Source organism: Saccharothrix sp. NPDC042600, assembly GCF_040647305.1.
Classification (GTDB): Bacteria; Actinomycetota; Actinomycetes; order Mycobacteriales; family Pseudonocardiaceae; genus Actinosynnema; species Actinosynnema mutabilis.
On the sequence record NZ_JBEZBW010000015.1, the window covers coordinates 101,040 to 121,345 of the forward strand.

The following is a 20,306-nucleotide window of genomic DNA, read 5'->3' on the forward strand; positions in this document are numbered from 1 at the left end:
GCCGGCCGGGAAAGCGGGGAAGCGACGTGCCGACCGGTGCGGGCACGGCTTCCGCGGTTGCCCCCAACGCTACACCGCCCGCCGGCCCGGCACCGGTTGCCGAGACGGGCACCGGTTGCCGAGACGGGCACCGGTTGCCACGAGCCGCCGCGGGCGACCGGGCGTACGGTGGGCGCATCGAGCGACCGGCGCGTGCGGGGGCGGAGTCGTCCGGGGTCGGCAGGAGGCTCCGGTCCGGCGCGGTGGCGCTGTTCGTCGTCCTGGCGGGGCTCGCGGCGGTGTTGGTGGTGTGGCTCGGGCCGGGTCAGGCCGGTGCGGCGCTGTTGGGCGCGCTGGGGTGGCTGGTGGCGCTCGCGGCGCGGGTGCCCGCGGTGGCGTCCTCGTCCGGGGCGCCACGACCACCGCGTTCCACCTGGGCGCGACGCTGCTCCTGGTGGCCGGTCCGTGGTGGCTCCCGGCGACCGTCGCGGCCCACGCGGCGGTCAACCTGACCTTCACGCGGTGGGCCCGCCGACGGCTGCCGGCCGCCGAACTGGGGTGCGCGGTGGTGAGCGCACTCCTGCTGCTCGGCGGCGTGGCACTGGCCGGCTAGCCCCGCCCGCCTCCGACTTCCCACCGCTCCTCGCCGACGACCTGCCCGAGCGAAGGCGTCCCCGACTCAAGGGCGTTCGCGAAGCCGGCGCGTGCGTCGATCAACCGCTCCCCGTCGACCAGCCAACTGCTCACCGGCCGGTCCCAGGTCAGCACGCCCGGGGCGGGCGTCCTGATCTTCGCCGGAATCCGCTCCACATGCGCGTTCTGCGCCCGGATCGCCGCTGCCCGACCGGCGGGATCGGTGGGCACGACGGTGTTCCGCACCGCCTGCGCCATCTCCGCGCACGCGGGCACCGCCACCTCGATGATGCGCGGGTCCTCGATCGCGGTGCTGTCGCGGTCGTCGATCGACAGCACGCTCACCAGCGTCCCGAACACGAACATGAAAGGACGCCCGTCCCGATCAACGTCTCCGTGGTGGTGAACGGCTACCGCAGCCACCACGGCGGCTTGGCGAGTTCGGCCTCGGACAGCGGTGGCGCGGGCGGCAGCGCGGGTCTTTCGGGCGGCTCGTCGGTCACACGGGCATCATGCCCTCCGAACGCGTGCCGGTCGGGTCGTTCGTTGCCGTTGTGCACGGGTCGATGCGCGGACTTACCGTCGAACCGTGCTCAGTGGGACAGGCCTCGCCGGATGACCGCGCTGCTGTTGTTCGGCGACCAGTTGGGGCCGCACTTCCGGGAGGCGCACCCGGACCGGGAGGTGCTGCTGGTGGAGTCCACGTCCGCGCTGCGCCGCAGGCCCTACCACCGGCAGAAGCTGCACCTGGTCCTGTCCGGCATCCGGCACCTCGCGGCGGAACTGGGTGAGCGCGCCACGGTGCTGCGGACGGCGTCCTACGGCGAGGCGATCCGTCGCTTCGGCCGTCCGCTGGTCGCCCACCAACCCGGGTCGCGCGCGGCGGAGGACCTGTTGCGCCGGTTGGGTGTCGAGGTGCTGCCCACCCCGGCGTTCACGTTGTCCCGCGAGGAGTTCGCGGACTGGGCCGCGGGCCGCGAGAAGTTCCTGATGGAGGACTTCTACCGCGCCCAGCGGACCCGTTTCCACGTGCTGCTGGACGGGGGCGACCCGGTCGGCGGGCGCTGGAACCACGACCGCGACAACCGCGAGCCACCGCCCAGGCGCGGCGGTCTGGACGTCCCGCGGCCCTGGTGGCCGACCGAGGACGACATCGACGCAGGCGTGCGCGCGGACCTGGACGCGCTCGACGCCCCCACGGTCGGCGCGGACGGCCCGCGGCGGTTCGCCATCACGCGGGCCGAGGCGTTGGCGGCGCTGGAGGTCTTCGTGCGCGACCGCCTCCCCCACTTCGGGCCGCACGAGGACGCCGTGCTGACCGGTGACTGGGCGATGGCGCACTCCCTGCTGTCCGTGCCGCTCAACTTCGGCCTGCTGCACCCGTTGGAGGTCGTGCGCGCCGCCGAGAACGCCCACCGCGAAGGCAACGCTCCCCTGGCGAGCGTCGAGGGGTTCATCCGCCAGGTGCTGGGGTGGCGCGAGTACGTGTGGCACCTCTACTGGCACCTCGGGCCGGACTACCTCCAGCGCAACCACTTCCGGGCCACGACACCGCTGCCCGACTGGTGGGCGCGCCTGCGGCCGGGGAACGTCCGCGCGGCCTGCCTGCGCACCGCGCTGGAGGGCGTCCGGGACCGCGGCTGGGTCCACCACATCCAGCGCCTGATGGTGTTGGGCAACCACGCCCTGCAACGCGGCTACGACCCGAAGGCGCTCAACGACTGGTTCGTCACCTCGTTCGTCGACGGCTTCCCGTGGGTGATGCCGGTCAACGTCATCGGCATGAGCCAGCACGCCGACGGCGGCACGATCGCCACCAAGCCCTACCTCAGCGGCGGCGCCTACCTCAACCGCATGACCGACCACTGCCGCGGCTGCTGGTTCGACCCGACCAAGCGCACCGGCGAACGCGCGTGCCCCTTCACCGCCGGGTACTGGGCATGGCTGGCCCGGCACGAGGCCGAACTCCGGGGCAACCACCGCATGGCCCGTCCCCTGCAAGGCTTGCGCCGCATCGCGGACCTCGACGAGATCCGGGCCGGCGAACCGCACCGCCGCGTCTTCTAGCGCCTGGTGCGCCTGGCGCGGCCGATGGCGGCGAGCACCGTGTCGACGGCGTCGGTGAGGCTGGTCGGTCGCCCGACCCCCGGTGGCAGGTCGAGCGACGACCAGCCCGCCCCGGCGACGGCCACGACGGAGTCCGAGCAGCGCACCAGGTCTTCCACCGGCGCCAGGCGGGCGAGGTTCGGCTCGTGGGCCCACAGCACGACCACCACGGGGTGCAACAGCGCCGTGGCGTCGAGCAGCGCGGCGCGCGGGACGCGGGCGCCGAGGTGCCGCCACGAACAGTCCTGTTCGGACAGTGCCGCGCCGAGCGCTTCCAAGGGCAGGCTGTGCTGTTCCTCCGGGACGCAGGCGAGCAGGACCGACACGCCGCCGGACTCCTCGGGGTGCGGCACCCCGCGCAGGGCGCGCAGGATGCCGCTGGAGGCGATGTGCTCGACGTCGACCCCGTTGCCCTGGACGGTGATCCGGTCGCCGAGCGCGGTGAGCGCGGGGGCGAACACGTGCCGCCACGCCACCTCGACGCCGTACTCGGCGATCGTCCTCGTGCCGATCTCGGCCACCGACGGCTCGTCCAGCCGCCGGGCGGCGCGGACGAGTCCGGTGCGCACGGAACGCGGGGGCCGCCCCGCGGGAGCGACCTCCGCCGGGACGGCCCCCGCGTCGTCGTCCAGGACCCTCGCCGCGGCGGCGGCCGGCGCGACCCCGCGCGCGGTCAGCGCGACCATGCGCCGCAGCCGCCGCAGGTCGTCCTCGGTGTAGCGGCGGTGCTTGCCCGCGCCGCGCGCCGCCGGGCCCAACCCGTAGCGGTGGTCCCAGGTCCGCAGCGTGGACGGGGACACGCCCAGCAGCCGCGCGACCCCGCCGGGGGTCCACTCGCCGCGGTCCCCCGACGCCCGCGCGCCGCCGCTCATGATCCGGTCACCGGCGGCCCTCAACCCCTTCCGTCCCGCGCGAGGATCTCGCGCAGCTCGCTCTCGCCCAGCCCGCCCCAGATCCCGAAGGTCTCCCGGACCGTCAGGGCGTGGTCGCGGCACTGCTCGATCACCGGGCAGCGGGCGCACACGGCCTTCGCCCGCGCCTCCCGCTCCTGCCGGGCCGAACCCCGCTCGTTCGGGGTGTGGAAGAAGGCCGCGGCGTCCATGCCCCGGCACAACCCCTTCAACTGCCAGTCCCACGACTCCGTGACCGGCCGTGGCAAACGGGACAACTCGGGCATGACGTCTCCTCAACCTCGGCCGGTGGTCGCTGCGACGGGGGAAGGACCGCAGAGGGTGACCGGGGCCGGCGCGCCGCCCTCCTGGACGGTCACCCGGAACCGGCACGGGTCGTACCCGTCGCGGATCAACGCCGTGGCGATGCCCGCCACCTGGTCGGGGGTCGGGCGCGCGGTGCGGGACAGGACGAAGCCCGACCGGCGGTCCGGCGCGCCGACGACGGCCCACCGGTAGTCGCGGTCCAGCCCGATGACCCAGTAGGTGCCCGGGTCGTCGAACACCCAGGCGCCGCCGACGTTGACGAAGGTGACCTCCAGCCGCGAGGTCGTCCCGGCCTCGGCGGGGCGGGCGCGCCCCTCCAACCGGACCTCCTGGCCGTCGGCGCGGCGGCAGGAGTTCACGACCCGGACCAGGCCGTCGGGCAGCAGGGTGTACTCGGCGCGGTCGTCGCGGGCGCACGCGGCCTGGAACGGCTGCGGGATCGCCGCCAACTGCAACCAGGTCCCCTGGTAGCGGGCCAGGTCGACGGACCGGACCGGGGTCACCTCCCCGGTCGCGGCCCCGGCCAGGGGTGCCGGGCCGAGGGCGGCGACCAGGGCGGTCGCCAGGACGGACACGATCGTGCGTGGGCGCATGGCGCGGGTGTCTCCTTCCGGGGAGTCAGCGCAGGACGGGGTTGCCGTAGCCGACGACCAGGCCGGCGGTGAACGCGGTCACGCCGAAGGTGCTGTTGAGCACCCGGGCGGCGGCCGGGGTGAGCGCGAGGGTCACCCCCCGCGGGGTGGCGGCGCCGAGCGTGAACAACTCGGCGCGCTGCCCGAACCCGACCAGGCCGGTCAGCACGCCCCGGTCGAGGTCGATCGTGTAGTCGGTCAGGAACAGCCGCGTGTGCCCGGCCCGCAGGACCAGGCCGCCGACGTGCTCGATCGTGCCGTCGCCCGGGTCGCCGACGACGGCGAAGCTGATCACGCCGTCGCGGGAGCGGGCGAAGAAGGGCTTGACGTCGACGCCGAGCGAGGTCAGCGCGGCCGCGGCCGTCGGGTCCAGGGTGAGGTCGGTGCGCCCCTGGAAGAACTTCGCCCACGCCCCGCCGGTGGCCCATTGGCCGGGAACCGGCGAGGCCGACGCGGCGGGCGCCGCCACCGCCCCACCCACGACCGCGAGACCCAGGGCGAGTGCGGCGGCGGTCAGTCGCTTGCTCATGGCAGACGCTCCTTGCGGATGCGGACTTCGGACGGTCGGACGTTCGACGGCGGGGCTCGGGCGGTTCGAGTTGAAACGATTTCGAATCGAATCTACCCCGGAGGCGACGATCCCGCCGATCAGGAGCCGGCCACACCGCCGCCATGTCCGCACCGCCCACGCGGAGAGCCGGCGACCCGCGCGGTCGTGTCGGTCGCGCGGCGCGCCGCGATTGCTACCGTGGCGATCATGAGTCTCAGCAGCCTCGGGCTCACGGGTTTCGAGGAGCGGGTGTACCGGGCGCTGCTTCGCGGGGACGACCCCGACGCCGTCGGCGGGCCGGACGACGTGCGCGCGGCGGTGGCCAAGCTCGTCGGGCTGGGACTGGCCCGGACCGAGGGCGACCGGGTGCGCCCGGTGGCGGCCGAGGTCGGGGTGGCGCGGCTGATCCGGCGGCGGATGCGGGAGGCCAACGCCGAACTGCGCCGCATCTCGCGGGCGTGGGAGGCGGTGCCCGCGCTGGCGACCGAGCAGCGGGCCGGTTACGACGCCGTCGAGCGGATCGAGTCCGCCGAGCAGGTGGAGCAGCGGATCTGGTCGCTGGTGCTGGACGCGCACGAGGTGATGGCCGTCCACCACCTCCAGCGGCGGATCCACACCACCGCGCTGCCGCGGTACCTCCGCCGCCTGGGCGAGGGCGTGCGGTGGCGCACCATCGTGCCCCGCGCGCGGCTGGAGGACCCGGCCACCGCGGAGTACTACGCGTTGCTGCACCGCTCCGGCGACCGCCACCGGGTGACCGACGAAGCCGTGCAGCAGATGGTGATCCTCGACCGGGCCGTGGCGTTCGTCCCGATCGAGCCGAACACCCACGGCTCCGGGGCCCTCGTGCTGCGGCAGGCGGGCGCCGTGACCACCCTGGTGGACCTGTTCGAACGGGTGTGGGCGCACGCGGACGACCTCGAACCGGGCGGGTCGGCGGTGCTCACCGAGCGCGAGCGGCGGGTGCTGCGGTTGCTGGCCACCGCGGCGAAGGACGAGACCTCCGCCCGGGAGATGGGCGTCAGCCTGCGCACCTACCGGCGTTACGTCGCCGAGCTGCTCGCCCGGCTCGGCGCGGGCAACCGCGTGCAGGCCGCCGTGATCGCGAAGCAGCGGGGCTGGGTGTGAGCCCCGCCGCCGGTCACGGCGCCGCCAACCGGTGCAGCCGTTCGCCGATCCGGTAGTAGAGGTTGCCGAACCGGTCGGCGGTCAGGCCTTCCGCCCCGGGCCGGGTCAGCAGCACGGTCACCGCCTTGCTCCGCTTGTCGATCCGGAAGATCCGGTCGCCGGACGTGCCGTAGACGTGGGCCGGGTCGGTGGGGTGCGTCAGCAGGACGCCGTCCCGCCACGCCGAGCCGGGCTCGGCCGCGTAGTCGGGGTCCGGGAACAGGCGCGTCACCGTGATCGCGTCCGGCCGGGCCGGGTCGAGCGTGACCAGCGCCCCGCCCGCGAGCCCCCACACGTGACCGTCCACTTCGGACAGCGCGGTGACCGCTCTCGGCGCGGCCAGCGGCAGCGGGTGCCGCGTGACAGCGCCGGTCGCGGGGTCGTAGGAGAACAGCGTCGCCGACGCGCCGGGCAGGTAGACGGGGTCAACCCCCAGCGCGCCGCGGGTGGAGGTGCCGCCGAAGAGCTTGCCGCCCGCGTGGGCCAGCGCCACCACGGACTGACCGGGCACGACGCAGATGGTGCGCGCCACGCCGCCTTCCTTCCACACGCTCAGCGCCCCGCTGCGCTTGCCGTACTTCGGCACGGTCCCCATGTAGACCGTGCCGTCGGGTCCGCCGGCCAGCGCGTACGGGCGGTCCTGCGGCGGTGGCCCGTTGCCCGGTTCGCAGTCGTGCGCCTTGTCGCCCGCGCTGCCCGCGCTGTACCGGAGCGTCGGCGGCCACGACCCGCCGGGCTCGTAGCTGTGCAGCCGGGCGGACGGGTAGGTGGCGAGGTAGAGCCGGCCCTGGTGGGTGAGCATGGCGTCGGTCTGGGTGAGCCCGGCACGGGTGGCGGTGTCCGGCCTGCCGTCGTCGGCGTCGCCGCGCAGCGGGTCGTACACGCCCGTGCCGCCGGTCAGGTAGCCACCGGTGTAGATCCTGCCGTCCGGTCCGGTGGCCAGCGCGTTGACCGCGGCGGGCAGGACCGGCGTCGCGGGCACGACCCCGCCGGTCGCGCGGCCGGTCGCCGGGTCGTACTTGAAGATCCTGGTGCCGTCCTCCGCCGCGCCCAGGCCGACGAGGACGCCGCCGGTCCACGTGTACCCGGTGACGTCGAGGCCCGGCCGGACGGCCGTCGCGCGCACCGCCCTGGTGGCCAGGTCGTAGGAGTGCAGCACGCCTTCCTTGACGAACCACACCTTGCCGTCGCGGGCCGTCGAGTGGTGCAGGTCCACGTCGGTGATCGCCGCTTCCGTGACCGCGCGGTGCGAACCGTCGGTGTTCTCGATGACGCGCAGCACGAGCAGGGTGCGATCGATCCAGGCGAACAGGCGGTCCCCGGTCCAGGTGAGACCGCCGACCATGGCGTTGTGCGCGTACTCGGCCGGCAGCAGGCTGTCCACGCGCCCGGTCGTGTTGTCGTACCGGACCAGCGCGGCGTTCGTGCCGGTGCCCAGGTAGGTGGCGTTCGCCGCCGGGTCGTGCGCGAGGCTGCGGACGTACTCGGCCCCCGCCACGGCCGGCACCGAGCCGATGGTGGTGAAGGTCCCGTTGTCGTACTTGAAGTAGCGGCCGTCGTTGTAGGTGCCGCCGTAGACCTTGCCGTCCGCTCCGGGTTCGAGGTCCCAGATGAACGAGTACCCGCCCTCCGCGCGGCCGAGGTCGGTGATCGTCGACTGGCCGGGGACGTGCCGGTACAGCTTGGAGTTGGGGTAGGTGCCGAGGTACACGCTGCCGTCGGTGGCCGTCGTGGCGGCCCACCCGCCGACGGTGGGCGTCGCGGCGGAGTCCGGGATGGTGATCGTCCTGGTCACCCGCTCGGTGGCCAGGTCGATGACCGCGAGCCTCGGGTTGGTGTCCGCCGTGCCGGTGTAGAGCGCGTACGCCGCGCCACCGGCGAAGGTCGTGGCGTTCGGCGCGCTGCTCTCGATCTGCACGCCGAGGTCGGTGTGGTCCTCGCCGACCAGGACCTCGTCCCAGTACGCGGTGCCGACGTCGGCCACGCCCGAGTAGACCAGCGCCGACACCGTCGCCGTGCCCGCGGGCGCGACACCGGAGGCGGTGACGACGTTCCACCGCGCCCCGGAGGCCCTGGACCGGGCGCTGCCGAGCAGGTCGCCGGACGCGCCGCGGAAGCGGAGGTAGAGGTCGGCCTCGCCGTCGTCCACCCAGACCTGCGCGTAGGCGGTGTAGCGCGTGCCCGCCACCGCCGGGGCCCCCGGTCGGCTTTCCACGCCGTACGCGCTGCCGGTCGCCGTGTCGGCGACGCGTGCCGTCGTGCGCCCCCGCCAGGTCGCGGCGGTGACCCCACCCGGGCTGTGCGAGCCGCTCCAGCCGGTCAGCCCGTCGTCGAAGCCGCTGTTGACCAGGCGCAGGTCGGCCGCGCGGGCCGGTTGCGCCGACACCGTGCACAGGGTCATCAGCAATGCGACCGGCAAGGCTCTGGACAGTGTTCGACGCACGGGACGCACCTCCGCGGAATTCTCCAGTGACCCGATGGTCGCACCGATGGTGATTTCCGCGGGCGAATCGCGGTGGCAACAAGTTGTCAACGCTGTGCAGCACGCTGCCGGCCCACGCCCTTGCCGCCCCGAAAGGCGTTTCCCGAGGATGGTTCCGCCAATTCTTTGTCGGCAGTGAAGGGAAACATCAAAGGTGAAGCTGAAGAGACGGTTGGCGACCGTGCTCGCCGCCCTGGCGGCCACCGCCTCCGGGCTCGTCGTCGCGCCCGGCACGGCCCACGCCGGGATCTGGCACGACTACCCGCCCGCGGCCAACCGGACGTGCAGCCAGACCGACGTCTACAACGGCACGGCCTACCAGGTGTGCCTTGAGTTCAACTACGCCCGCACGCAGGTGCGCACCGTCGCTTTCATCAACCCCGGCGCGTACACCAACTTCCAGGTCAACCTGCGGCTCAAGTTCGGTGGCGGCGGACCGGACATCACCGATTCGTGCCCGACCATGAGCACGAACGGCAGCCGCGCCTGCTACACCGCCTTCACCGACCTGCGCCGCCCGTACGCGCTGGCCGAAGCCACTTTCGGCATCGCGGGCCAGTGGATGCCCAAACTGCGCTCGCTGGACATGCGCTTGTCCAACAAGGCGCAGGAGGAGGCCAACTGGTGCGGCCCCGCCGCCGCCCAGACGGCGCTCGCGACGATCGGCTACTCGGTGCCGTCGCAGCGCCAACTCGCCGACGAAGTGGACATGAGCTTCAACGGCGTCACCCTGCCCGGCCGGCTCCCGCAGGCGATGAACCGGCACATCCCGTCCGGCGACTGGCAGTACGAGTTCGAGAGCTTCCACGTCGCCCACTTCGACGGCGGCGTGAAACGCATCATCGAGTCACTGGACCGCGGCCGACCGGTGCTCGTGCTGGTGATCCCGAACCGGCTGCCGTGGGCGGGCGACTCCAGCTCACTGCTGCGGCACTACGTCACCATCCACGGGTACGGCGGCACCGTGAACGGTGACGGGTCGGTGGAGCCGAGGACGTTCAAGGTGGCCGACCCGGCGGGCGGGTCGGAGCACGCCGTCGCGGTGGACACCCTCCTGAGGGACAACGCCATGTGGGCCTACGCGTCGCCGGGCAGCATCGCGGTGGTGCGCACCTGACACCCACACCCGCTCAAGACCATCGGCACCCGGCCGCCGGTGGTCTTGAGGGGGTGTTCCCGTCCGGCGGGACGTCGAGCGCGTGCTGTGGGCGAGTATCCCCCCGCGCCTGCATGTCTCCCGCACGTGGACGTGGGCCGGCGTCCCGGCCGTTCCCGACGCGGCAGCGGGCGCGCCCGGGTCCGGCGATTGTTCGAGGGTCGTTGCCCCGACACCTCCATGCCGACATCGAACAACCGGTTGCGGCGAGACAACTTCCGTGTTCGACGAGTCCCACGAAGGTCGCGACCCGGACCGTGTGCCGGCGGCGGTGGTCACCGCCGGCCATCACGCACCGCCGCGCGCCTCGGCCGAGGTACCTGTCGCGGGCCCTCGACAGGCGCGCTCGCCCCGGAGGCCGCGCAGTGTGCCGGGGTGGCGGGGTGGGGTAAAGCCGCCGAATGCGGGACCCGCCGGGTTTTCGCAGGTCGGGGATTGGCGGGTTGTGGACACCCCGGGCGCCTTGACCCGCCGGAAACGGCCTCATTAATTTGTTTAGTCAACGTACTAATTGCCGCCTTGGCAACGTGACGCGCCCCATCCGGCGGGAGGCCTCAGTGGTGAGTTCGTCCGAGCGCGTTCGGTCATCGGTCGCCGCCGTGGTCGTGGCGTTGCTGGGGGCGCTGGTCGCGGTGGCCGCGCCCGCCCGGGCGCACCCCGGGCACGGGGACGAGACGTTCAAAGCGCTCGTCTTCAGCAAGACCGCGGGCTTCCACCACCCCTCGATCGACGCGGGTGTCGCCGCCATCCGCCGGCTCGGCGTCGAGCACGGCTTCACCGTGGACGCCACCACCGACGCCGCCGCGTTCACCGACGCCACCCTCGCCGAGTACGAGGTCGTGGTCTTCCTCTCCACCACCGGCGACGTCCTCGACGCCGCCCAGCAGAGCGCGTTCGAGCGCTACATCAAGGCCGGTGGCGGGTTCGCGGGTGTGCACGCCGCCGCCGACACCGAGTACGACTGGGCCTGGTACGGCGACCTGGTCGGGGCCTACTTCGCCGGGCACCCCGCGCCGCAGGACGCGACCGTCAAGGTCACCGACCCGGCGCACCCGTCCACGGCGCACCTGCCGCAGACCTGGCGGCGCTTCGACGAGTGGTACGCCTACCGCGCCGACCCCTCCCCCGACGTGCACGTGCTCGCCGAGCTGGACGAGACCACCTACACCGGCGGCACGATGGGCTCCAGCCACCCGATCGCCTGGTGCCAGGACTACGACGGCGGGCGCTCCTGGTACACCGGCCTGGGCCACACCGAGGAGTCCTACGCCGAACCGGCCTTCCTGACCCACCTGCTCAAGGGCATCCAGACCGCGGCCGGCGTCGTCGCCGCCGACTGCACCGCCACCCGCACCAACGCCTTCGAGAAGGTCACCCTCGACGACACCACCGCCAACCCGATGGAACTCGCGATCGCCGACGACGGCCGCGTGTTCTACATCGACCGCAACGGCGCGATCCGGGTCGTCCGGCGCGATGGCGCGGTGGTCACCGCCGGCACGCTGAACGTCTACACCGGACAGGAGTTCGGCCTCCTCGGCATCGCGCTGGACCCGGACTTCGCCACCACCAACCACCTGTACCTGTACTACTCCCCCGCCGGAACCGAGTCCGTCGACCGGGTCTCCCGGTTCACGCTGCAAGGCGACACGATCGTGCCCGGCAGCGAGAAGGTCGTGCTCACCGTCACCACCCAGCGCCAGCAGTGCTGCCACGCCGGCGGCGCGCTGGAGTTCGACAACGACGGCAACCTCTACATCACCACCGGCGACAACTCCAATCCGTTCAACTCCGACGGCTACACCCCGATCGACGAGACCCCCGGCCGCGCCCCTTGGGACGCGCAGCGCTCCTCCGCCAACAGCGACAACCTCAACGGCAAGATCCTGCGCATCACCCCGCAGGCCGACGGCACCTACACCGTCCCCGCGGGCAACATGTTCCCGCCCGGCACCGCGAACACCCGGCCCGAGATCTACGCGATGGGCTTCCGCAACCCGTTCCGCATTGGCCTGGACCCGCTGACCAACAAGCTCCAGGTCGCCGACTACGGCCCCGACGCGGGCAGCAGCAACCCACAACGCGGTCCGGACGGCCGGGTCGAGTGGAACATCGTGGACCGGCCCGGGTTCTACGGCTGGCCGTACTGCGTGGGCGACAACACCCCGTACGTCGACTACGACTTCGCCACGGGCGTCTCCGGCACGCCGTTCGACTGCGCCAAGCCCGTGAACGACTCGCCCAACAACACCGGCGTCACCGAACTGCCCGCCGCGATCGGCACCAAGATCTGGCAGGGCAAGACCAGCACCGGCAACCCGGAGATCGGCGGCAGCGGCGCGCCGATGGCCGGCGGCACCTACCGGTACGACCCGGCACTGGACTCGCCGCGCAAGTGGCCCGCCTACTGGGACGGCAAGGCGATCTGGGGCGACTGGAACGACGGCCGGCTGTTCTCGTTGCAGCTCGACGCCGAGGGCACCGGCGTCGCCGACATCAGCCGCATGCTGCCGGGGATGGCGTTCAACCGGGTGCACGCCATGCAGTTCGGCCCGGACGGCGCGCTGTACGTGATCGAGTGGGGTTCCGGGTTCGGCGGCAACAACGCCGACAGCGGCGTCTACCGCATCGACTACGTGCGCGGCGACCGCAGCCCGATCGCGGTGGCCGAGGCCGACAAGACCTCCGGGCACGCGCCGCTGACCGTCCGGTTCGACTCGGCCGGCTCGCGCGACCCCGACGGCGACCCGCTGACCTTCGCGTGGGACTTCGACGGCGACGGCACCACCGACAGCACCGACGCCGCGCCCAGCCACACCTACACCACCAACGGCGACCGCACCGCGCGGCTCACCGTCACCGACGCGGGCGGCCGGTCCGCGGTGGCCAACGTGCGGATCGTCGTCGGCAACACCCCGCCCGTGGTCACGCTGACCGCGCCGGCCGACGGCGGCTTCATCGACTTCGGCGACCAGGTCTCCTACCGGGTCACCGTCACCGACGCCGAGGACGGCACGATCGCCTGCCAGGACGTGGTCGTGCAGCCCGCCCTGGGGCACGACGAGCACTCCCACGGCTATGAGCAGCACCGCGGCTGCGAGGGCCTGGCGCTGATGTCCGGCGACGAAGGGCACGTGGGCGCGAACATCTTCGGCGTCCTCACCGCGAAGTACACCGACAAGGGCGGCGACGGCGCGTCCCCGCTGACCGGCGAGTCGATCCTGGTGCTCCAGCCCAAGCACAAGGAGGCCGAGTACCACACGGCGACCGGCCGCACCGCGGACGGCGTCGGCGAGGACTCGCCGGGCGTGCAACGGGAGACCACCTCCGACACCGGCGGCGGCCAGAACGTCGGGTTCATCACCGACGGCGACTGGTTCTCCCTGCGCCCGGCGACGCTCCAGGGCATCGACCAGGTGCGGTTCCGCGTGGCCGGGGCGTCCGAGGGCGCGCGCCTGGAGGTCCGCGTGGGAGCGCCGGACGGCCCGCTCGCGGGGACGGCGACGTTCACCGGCACCGGCGGGTGGCAGACGTGGACCACGGTCACCGCCGAGATCGCCGACGACGTCCCGGCGGGGTCCGAGCTGTTCTTCGTCACCCGCCGGCCGGAGGGCACCGCGACGACCGGCTACCTGGCCAACCTCAACTGGGTGCAGTTCGCCGGCCGCGGTGTCACGCACAACCAGCGCCCCGCCGTCACCGCCTCCGCCTCGACCACCACGGGCGCCGCGCCGCTGAAGGTGGACTTCACCGCGTCGGCCACCGACCCCGACGGTGACACCCCGATCAGCTACACGTGGGTGTTCGGCGACGGCGGCACCGCCACGGGCGCGTCGGTGAGCCACACCTACGCCGCGCCCGGCACGTTCACCGCCAAGGTCACCGCGACCGACTCCCGCGGCGCGAGCGGCTCGACGACCGTCGCGGTCACCGTCCGCTCCCCCGACGTGACCTGCTTCGCCGGCCGCTCGGACGACTTCCCGGGCTCCTCCCTCGACCGCGACCGGTGGACCACGGTCGTGCGGGAGAACCAGGACCTCGCGGTGCGCGACGGCAGGCTGGTGATCCCGTCCGCACCCTCGGACCTCTACGCGAGCACCAACAACACGCCCAACATCGTGCTCCAGGACCTGCCGTCCGGGCCGTTCCAGGCCACGGCCAAGCTGCGCTTCCCCGCGCGACGCGCCTACCAGCAGGCCGGTCTGGTGATCTACGGCGACGACGACAACTACGCCAAGATGGTGCTGGAGGGCCGGTCGGACACCGACGACGCGGCGAGCCGGATCTTCCAGTTCATCCGCGAGGAGGCCGGGCAGCCCAACGAGGTCGGCGAGTCCAACACCGCGCCGCTGGGCGCGGCGTACCCCGACACCGTGTGGGTCCGGTTCACCAGCGACGGGCAGGACCTGACCGCGTCCTACAGCGCGGACGGGCAGGCGTTCACCGCGATGCCGCAGACCAAGGCGTTGGCGGGCATGGTGGATCCGAAGATCGGGCTGCTCTCGCTGGTCGGCGGCGGCGGTGACCGTCCCGTGGTGGACGCCGAGTTCGACTGGTTCACCATCGTCCCCGACGACACCGCGGCGGTGGACCGGGACGACGAGTTCACCGGCACGGCGCTGGACGGGTGCCGCTGGAACGCGGTCGTCCGCCCCGACCCGACCCGCCACGGCGTCGCGGACGGCAGCCTGCGCATCGACACCAGCGACGGCGACATCTACGGCGGCTCCACCGACGCCCCGGCCAACTTCGTCCTCCAACGCGCGCCCGAGGGCGACTGGGTGGTCGAAACGCGGGTGGACGCGTCGGCGTTCGACGAGCGCTACCAGCAGGCCGGCCTGATCGCCTACCTGGACGACGCGAACTACGTGAAGCTGGACCACCTGGCCGTCAACGAGGCGGGCACACCCGTCCAGCGCGCCGTCGAGCTGCGGACCGAGAGCGGTGACGTGGTCGGCCAACCGCAACCCGGCGCAAACGTGACCGGGGGCGTGTGGCACCTGCGGCTGGCCAAGTCCGGCGACACCTACACCGGTTCGTACAGCGCCGACGGGCAGACGTGGACGACGCTGGAACCGGTGGTCAACACCGGCCTGGCCGGCGCGCGGATCGGCCTGTTCGCCCTGGGCGGCGCGCAGACCGCGTCGAAACCCGCTCTGTTCGGCCACTTCCGGGTGACGACCGACCGGACCGCACCGGTGCTGACGGTGGCCACCGACCCGGCGTCACCGGGCGAGGGCGGCTGGTGGACCGCTCCGGTGACCGTCACCGCGGCCACGACCGACGACCAGCCGGGCCCGGTGCGCGTCGAGCACCGGGTGGGCACGGGCGACTGGACCCCTTACACCGCACCGCTGTCCTTCGCCGACGGCGAGCGCGTGGTCGCGTTCCGCGCGACCGACGCGGCCGGCAACACCTCCCCCGAGCAGGTGGTCCGGGTGAACGTGGACACCGCGCCCCCGGTCACCAAGGCCGAACGCGGCTCCTCCGCCGCCCGGGTCAAGCTCACCGCCTCCGACGCGACGTCCGGCGTGGCCCGCACCGAGTACCGGATCTCGGGCGGGAGGTGGCAGGTCCACCGGGGCGGCGAGATCAGGGTCAAGCCGAACGGCAGGCAGTACGTGGAGTACCGGTCGATCGACGCCGCCGGCAACGTCGAGGCCATCGGCCGCTACACGCCCCGGCGGGGCCACGACGACTGCATGGACGACATCTGACGGGTCACCGCCCGCCGGCGCTAGCCGCCGGCGGGCAGGCCGATGACCGTCCGGTCCCCGTACTCCCACAAGGGGTGCATGGTGACCGCGCCGATCCGCCAACCCCGACCCACCCGCGTGAGCCGGTAGTCGTAGCGGCCACCGAGCACCCACAGCCGTCCGCCGACCAGCGGGCCGTCGCGGTGGGCGGCCTGGAAGTCGGCGGTGGCGGTGGCCTCGCGTCCGGTCACCAACACCGCCTGGTTGGCCAGCACGTGCTGGGTGGCGGCCAGGTGGCCCAGGTTGCGCCGCCAGTCGGCGACGAGCGCGGCGGCGGGCACGGTGGCCGGTTCACCGCCGACGAGCCGGGTGTAGTCCACGCGGACCTCGGGCGTGAAGACCTGCACGAGCCGGTCCCACTGCCTGAGGTCGAAGCGCACGGCCATCTCCCGGGTGGCGGCCAGCGGATCGGTGATCACGTCCTCAGCGTCGGCCTCCGTGGCGGTGACGCCGACCACGGCGATCGCGGCTCCGGTGCTCAAGACCGACCTTCGGGTGACGTGGCTCGACATTGGCCCTCCTCAGGAATTCCAACGGGTGCTGGCCCCGGCCGTCACGTCGAGGACGGTGCCGGAGATGTAGCGCGCGTGCGGTGAAGCGAGGAACGTGATGGCGTCGGCGACGTCCTCGGGTTCGATCAGCCCGACCGGTTGGGTGTTGTAGGAGCGCAACGCCTTCTCCAGGTCCTCCGGACCCGTTCCGCCCGCCCACTTGTAGGTGGCCTCGTTGAGCACCATCGCCGTGCGCACGCCGGTCGGCGCGACCCCGGACACCCGCACCCCCAGCGGACCCACCTCGGTGGCCACCGCCTTGATCAAGCCGATCACGCCCCACTTCGCGGCCTGGTAGTGCGGCAGCAGCGGCGCGCCGTGGCGGCCCTCGCTGGAGGACACCACGACGATCGACCCGCTCCGGCGCGCCACCAGGTGCGGGATGACCGCGCGCATGGTGTTCGCGACGCCGGTCAGGTTGACGTCGAGGACGTCGGCGAACTGCCGGGGGCTCATGTCGGCCATCGCGTTGAAGCTGTTGATGCCGGCGTTGGCGACCACGACGTCCAGCCGGCCGAACTCGCGCACCACCTGCCGGGCGACGTCCTGGAGCCGGCCCGCGTCGCGCACGTCGGCCTTGACCGTGGTGCACCGACGGCCCTTCGCGCGGACCAGGCGGCCGGTCTCCGCCAGCTCGGCCTCGCTGCCCAGCGGGTAGTCCAGCTCGATCGCACCCGGCGAGGCGATGTCCAGCGCCACGACGTGCGCGCCCCGCTCGGCCAAGGCCACGGCGGTGGCCCGGCCGATGCCGCGGGCCGCACCGGTCACCAACGCCACGTGGTCGCGCAACGACCCGCCACCCCGCGTCCCGGTGGTTCCCTGCTCGGCGAACGCGGACCCGGTGGTGGCGACGACCCCTGCGGCCACGGTGACACCTGCCCCGGCCAGCAGGGACCGGCGGGTCACTCGTTCGACCGCGTCACGCCGCGGTCCAGGCGTCGATCCCGTTGCTTCCCTCATGCCGCCGATCGTGTCCAGGCCGGCGGGACCACGTCCAAGACCTGGAGCGATGCCCAACAGGCATGGCACTGTTTGCGTTCACACACAAGAGGTACGAGTGGCTAATTTTTCTTGCACGTCAACTTCAAACGCGAGGTTAGCGCTAACAAGATGGCAGAAACCGGACATTGCCGCCGCCTGCCGGGGGTGGTTAGCGTGCCGGAAGGCGCCGGTGCCCCGATCCGGGTACCGGCCGCACGTCCGCACCCCGCGCGCACCGGGACCCACCGCCACCTCGGCCGCCTGCGTCAACCGAAGGGAAGACAAGGTGAGATCAGCCGCTACCGCAGCGAAGTGGTCTACCGCCCTGGCGGTGCTCCTCTCCGCCGCGCTGCTGCCCACCCCGGCGGGCCCGCCCGAGGCCTCGGCCGCCGTCCAGGCGACGTTCTACGTCTCCCCCGACGGCGACGACGCCGGCCCCGGCACGATCACCGCGCCGTTCCGGACCGTCCACCGCGCCAGGGACGCCGTCCGCGCCGTCAACACGACCATGTCCGGGGACATCCAGGTGTACCTGCGCGGCGGCACCTACCCGGTGCGCAGCACCCTCGACCTGACGCCCGCCGACTCGGGCATGAACGGCCACCGGGTCGTGTACTCGGCCTACCCCGACGAGACGCCGGTGCTCGACGGCGGCGTCCGCGTGACCGGCTGGACGCAGCACAGCGGCAACATCTGGAAGGCCCCGCTCACCCGCGCCACCAAGCTGCGCGCGCTCTACGTCAACGACAAGCGCGCTTTCATGGCCAGCAAGACGATCACCTCGCAGGGCTGCCACGGCACCTACACCGTCAACGCCGGCCAAGCGCCGTGGGCGTGGGAGTCGGGCTCGCAGTGCGACGGCGCCCGGTACTCCCCGTCCGACCTGCCCGCCATCTCCCGCAACGCCGAGGACGTCGAGATCGAGACGGCGACGACGTGGCAGACGGCCATCGCGGGCGTCCGCCAGGTCACCACGAGCGGTGACGGCTCCAGCCGGGTCGCGCTGTTCCAGCAACCGGGCGGGGCGATCGCGCAGGGCGCGTTCAACGGCAACTTCCAGACCGGCGGCAGCCACAAGTTCATGAACGCCTACGAGTTCCTGGACTCACCGGGCGAGTTCCACTTCGACCGGGCGAACCAGACGGTCTACTACTACAAAGCCGCCGCCGAGGACATGGCGACGGCGGCGGTCTACGCGCCCGACAACCTGACCACCCTGCTCCGAATCGCCGGCACCTCGACCACCAACCACGTCCGCAACATCACGTTCTCCGGCATCACGGTGCAGCACTCCGACTGGAACCTGTTCACCGTGGCCGGTTCCGCGTTCAAGCAGGCGCAGCAGGGCAACCTGGGCAACACCGCGTACGCCAAGGGCAACTTCCACGTCTACTACTACCGCAACGTGGACGTCACGCCGGGCATCGTCCACGTGGAGAACGCCGACGGCATCCGGTTGATCCGCAACCGCGTGCGGCACACCGGCGCGGACGGGATCACCATGGTCAACGACGTGCAGAACGCGCAGGTGATCGGCAACCACACCAACGACGTCGCCGGGTCCGCCATCACCGTGGGCCACCCGCAGCACGTCTACATCGGCGACCACACGTCGTCCAACCGCGAGAAGTACCCCGCGCACGTCGAAGGCCTGCCGAAGAACATCGAGATCAAGAACAACCACCTGTACGACAGCGCGGTGCTGTTCAACGGGCACAGCCCCATCTCGGCGTACTTCGTGGACACCCTGACCGTGCAGCACAACCGGATCGAGAAGGCCCCGTGGAACGGCATCACGATGGGCTGGGGCTGGTGGAACTTCGACGGCTCATCGGGCTCCATCGCCCCCAACCGGCCCACGACCGCGGCGCGCAACAACAACATCAGCTACAACCACATCATCGACACCGTGCAGCGCCTCAACGACACCGCGCCCATCTACACCCTGGGCAGCCAGCCGAACACCACGATCGCCGGCAACTACCTCCAAGGCGTGCCCGCCGGCCACAAGTACGGGCTCCACCCGGACGAAGGCTCGGCGTACATCACCTTCCGCGACAACGTGGTGAGCGTGGACAAGAACGTCACGTGGCTCATCAACTCCGACGACTTCGGGCGCAAGCACGACCTGAGCATCACCGGGACCTACGGCCCGATCAACAAGGTGTCCAACAAGAACCTGCCGAACAGCACCATCCACGACATCATCGTCTCGTCCGACTACGTGTGGCCCGCGCCGGCGCACAGCATCGCCGTGAACTCCGGGCTGGAGGACGCGTACCGGGACATCATCCCGCCGAACCTCCTGTCGTTGCCCGACTACGTCCTGCCGGACAGCACGTTCGTGGGCGCGGGCACGTCCTCCATCCCGATCCGCAGCGCCGGCGACCCGTCCAGGACCGTCTGGCTGGCCCCGCTGGGGACGACCACCTTCGCCGTCGGCCCGACGATGACCAGGGCGGGCGGCACGGCCACGACCATCGACGTCCCCGCGGTGACCGGTGACTACCGGCTCTACGTCGTGGACGCGCAGGGCAGGCGGTCGGCGGAGTCGAAGGCGCTCGCCCGGCGGCAGGGCGGCACCCAGCCGAGCGCCGCGACGATCGTCGGCGGCCAGTCCGGCCGGTGCGTGGACATCAGCGGCGCGAGCACGGCCAACGGCGCGCAGGCGCAGCTGTGGGACTGCCACGGCGGCACCAACCAGCGCTTCACCCACACCGCGGGCAGGCAGTTGCAGGTGTACGGGAACAAGTGCCTGGACGCGAGCAACCAGGGCACCACGAACGGCACCGCGGTGGTGATCTGGGACTGCAACGGCCAGACCAACCAGCAGTGGAACGTCAACGCCAACGGCACGATCACCGGCGTGCAGTCCGGGCTGTGCCTGGACGCCAATGGCGCGGCCACCGCCAACGGGACCCGGATCATCCTCTGGTCGTGCGGCGGCGGAGCCAACCAGCAGTGGAGCCTGCGCACCTGACCCGCGTCACGGGCGTCGGCGGCGGGTTGTTCTGCTCCTGCGACTGCCGCAGCTCCTCCGCCCGGTGCTCCAGCTCCTCCTTGCGCCGCGCGGACAGCCACGCCGTGCCGCCGANG

The 20,306-nt window shown here is 72.4% G+C and carries 14 protein-coding genes; 6 read left to right on the top strand and 8 right to left on the bottom strand.

Annotation, left to right across the window (positions count from 1 at the left end):
* The first annotated feature begins 337 nt into the window (after nucleotides 1–337).
* Nucleotides 338–592, top strand: a complete 255-nt coding sequence (locus AB0A74_RS13520) for a hypothetical protein (RefSeq protein WP_358249143.1) — start codon at nucleotides 338–340, stop codon at nucleotides 590–592.
* On the opposite strand, the gene AB0A74_RS13525 is transcribed toward AB0A74_RS13520, so the two are convergent.
* The gene (locus AB0A74_RS13525) at nucleotides 589–978 is read right to left on the bottom strand and encodes a hypothetical protein (protein ID WP_358249144.1); all 390 of its coding nucleotides are present in this window, start codon (nucleotides 976–978) and stop codon (nucleotides 589–591) included. The two genes, AB0A74_RS13520 and AB0A74_RS13525, sit on opposite strands and share 4 nt — an antisense overlap.
* Before the next feature lie 249 nt (nucleotides 979–1,227).
* Here AB0A74_RS13525 and AB0A74_RS13530 point away from each other — a divergent pair, with 249 nt between their 5' ends.
* Nucleotides 1,228–2,679, top strand: a complete 1,452-nt coding sequence (locus AB0A74_RS13530; RefSeq protein WP_358249146.1) for a cryptochrome/photolyase family protein — start codon at nucleotides 1,228–1,230, stop codon at nucleotides 2,677–2,679.
* Here AB0A74_RS13530 and AB0A74_RS13535 read toward each other — a convergent pair.
* The 4 genes from AB0A74_RS13535 to AB0A74_RS13550 are packed head-to-tail and all read right to left on the bottom strand — an operon-like array spanning nucleotide 2,676 to nucleotide 5,096.
* On the bottom strand, nucleotides 2,676–3,590 hold the full coding sequence (locus AB0A74_RS13535) for a MerR family transcriptional regulator (protein ID WP_358249148.1): 915 nt from the start codon (nucleotides 3,588–3,590) through the stop codon (nucleotides 2,676–2,678). The genes AB0A74_RS13530 and AB0A74_RS13535 overlap by 4 nt on opposite strands.
* Nucleotides 3,591–3,610: 20 nt before the next feature.
* A complete protein-coding gene (locus tag AB0A74_RS13540) occupies nucleotides 3,611–3,895 on the bottom strand; it encodes a WhiB family transcriptional regulator (RefSeq protein ID WP_358249150.1) in 285 nt (94 codons plus the stop codon).
* Nucleotides 3,896–3,904: 9 nt separating this feature from the next.
* Nucleotides 3,905–4,528, bottom strand: coding sequence for a lipocalin family protein (locus AB0A74_RS13545; RefSeq protein ID WP_358249152.1), 624 nt, complete (start codon nucleotides 4,526–4,528; stop codon nucleotides 3,905–3,907).
* 25 nt (nucleotides 4,529–4,553) lie between these two features.
* Nucleotides 4,554–5,096: a hypothetical protein gene (locus tag AB0A74_RS13550; RefSeq protein ID WP_358249154.1), complete on the bottom strand. Its 543-nt coding sequence runs from the start codon at nucleotides 5,094–5,096 to the stop codon at nucleotides 4,554–4,556.
* A 228-nt stretch (nucleotides 5,097–5,324) separates the two neighbouring features.
* Here AB0A74_RS13550 and AB0A74_RS13555 point away from each other — a divergent pair, with 228 nt between their 5' ends.
* Nucleotides 5,325–6,245 carry a helix-turn-helix transcriptional regulator gene (locus AB0A74_RS13555; protein WP_358249156.1) on the top strand — a complete coding sequence of 307 codons (921 nt, stop codon included), beginning with the start codon at nucleotides 5,325–5,327 and terminating at the stop codon, nucleotides 6,243–6,245.
* 13 nt (nucleotides 6,246–6,258) lie between these two features.
* Here the strand turns inward: AB0A74_RS13555 and AB0A74_RS13560 are convergent, their stop codons facing one another.
* Nucleotides 6,259–8,703, bottom strand: coding sequence for a hypothetical protein (locus AB0A74_RS13560; protein ID WP_358249157.1), 2,445 nt, complete (start codon nucleotides 8,701–8,703; stop codon nucleotides 6,259–6,261).
* Between the two features lie 217 nt (nucleotides 8,704–8,920).
* Here AB0A74_RS13560 and AB0A74_RS13565 point away from each other — a divergent pair, with 217 nt between their 5' ends.
* Both AB0A74_RS13565 and AB0A74_RS13570 read left to right on the top strand, forming a co-directional pair.
* Nucleotides 8,921–9,883 (top strand): C39 family peptidase, encoded by a 963-nt coding sequence (locus AB0A74_RS13565; RefSeq protein WP_358249159.1) that lies wholly within the window; start codon nucleotides 8,921–8,923, stop codon nucleotides 9,881–9,883.
* A 599-nt stretch (nucleotides 9,884–10,482) separates the two neighbouring features.
* Nucleotides 10,483–15,639, top strand: coding sequence for a ThuA domain-containing protein (locus tag AB0A74_RS13570; RefSeq protein ID WP_358249161.1), 5,157 nt, complete (start codon nucleotides 10,483–10,485; stop codon nucleotides 15,637–15,639).
* A gap of 20 nt (nucleotides 15,640–15,659) precedes the next feature.
* Here the strand turns inward: AB0A74_RS13570 and AB0A74_RS13575 are convergent, their stop codons facing one another.
* Entirely contained in the window at nucleotides 15,660–16,160 is a 501-nt protein-coding gene (locus tag AB0A74_RS13575) for a nuclear transport factor 2 family protein (protein ID WP_358249163.1), read from the bottom strand.
* A gap of 39 nt (nucleotides 16,161–16,199) precedes the next feature.
* On the bottom strand, nucleotides 16,200–17,096 hold the full coding sequence (locus AB0A74_RS13580) for a mycofactocin-coupled SDR family oxidoreductase (protein ID WP_358249165.1): 897 nt from the start codon (nucleotides 17,094–17,096) through the stop codon (nucleotides 16,200–16,202).
* 445 nt (nucleotides 17,097–17,541) lie between these two features.
* Here AB0A74_RS13580 and AB0A74_RS13585 point away from each other — a divergent pair, with 445 nt between their 5' ends.
* The gene (locus tag AB0A74_RS13585; protein ID WP_358249166.1) at nucleotides 17,542–20,190 is read left to right on the top strand and encodes an RICIN domain-containing protein; all 2,649 of its coding nucleotides are present in this window, start codon (nucleotides 17,542–17,544) and stop codon (nucleotides 20,188–20,190) included.
* Nucleotides 20,191–20,306: the final 116 nt, after the last annotated feature.

What these genes read in the sequence shown, in the direction of transcription:
- AB0A74_RS13535 (WP_358249148.1), bottom strand. Translation starts at nt 3,590, where the DNA reads ATGAGCGGCGGCGCGCGGGCGTCGGGGGACCGCGGCGAGTGGACCCCC.
- AB0A74_RS13550 (WP_358249154.1), bottom strand. Translation starts at nt 5,096, where the DNA reads ATGAGCAAGCGACTGACCGCCGCCGCACTCGCCCTGGGTCTCGCGGTC.
- AB0A74_RS13555 (WP_358249156.1), top strand. Translation starts at nt 5,325, where the DNA reads ATGAGTCTCAGCAGCCTCGGGCTCACGGGTTTCGAGGAGCGGGTGTAC.
- AB0A74_RS13525 (WP_358249144.1), bottom strand. Translation starts at nt 978, where the DNA reads ATGTTCGTGTTCGGGACGCTGGTGAGCGTGCTGTCGATCGACGACCGC.
- AB0A74_RS13530 (WP_358249146.1), top strand. Translation starts at nt 1,228, where the DNA reads ATGACCGCGCTGCTGTTGTTCGGCGACCAGTTGGGGCCGCACTTCCGG.
- AB0A74_RS13540 (WP_358249150.1), bottom strand. Translation starts at nt 3,895, where the DNA reads ATGCCCGAGTTGTCCCGTTTGCCACGGCCGGTCACGGAGTCGTGGGAC.
- AB0A74_RS13545 (WP_358249152.1), bottom strand. Translation starts at nt 4,528, where the DNA reads ATGCGCCCACGCACGATCGTGTCCGTCCTGGCGACCGCCCTGGTCGCC.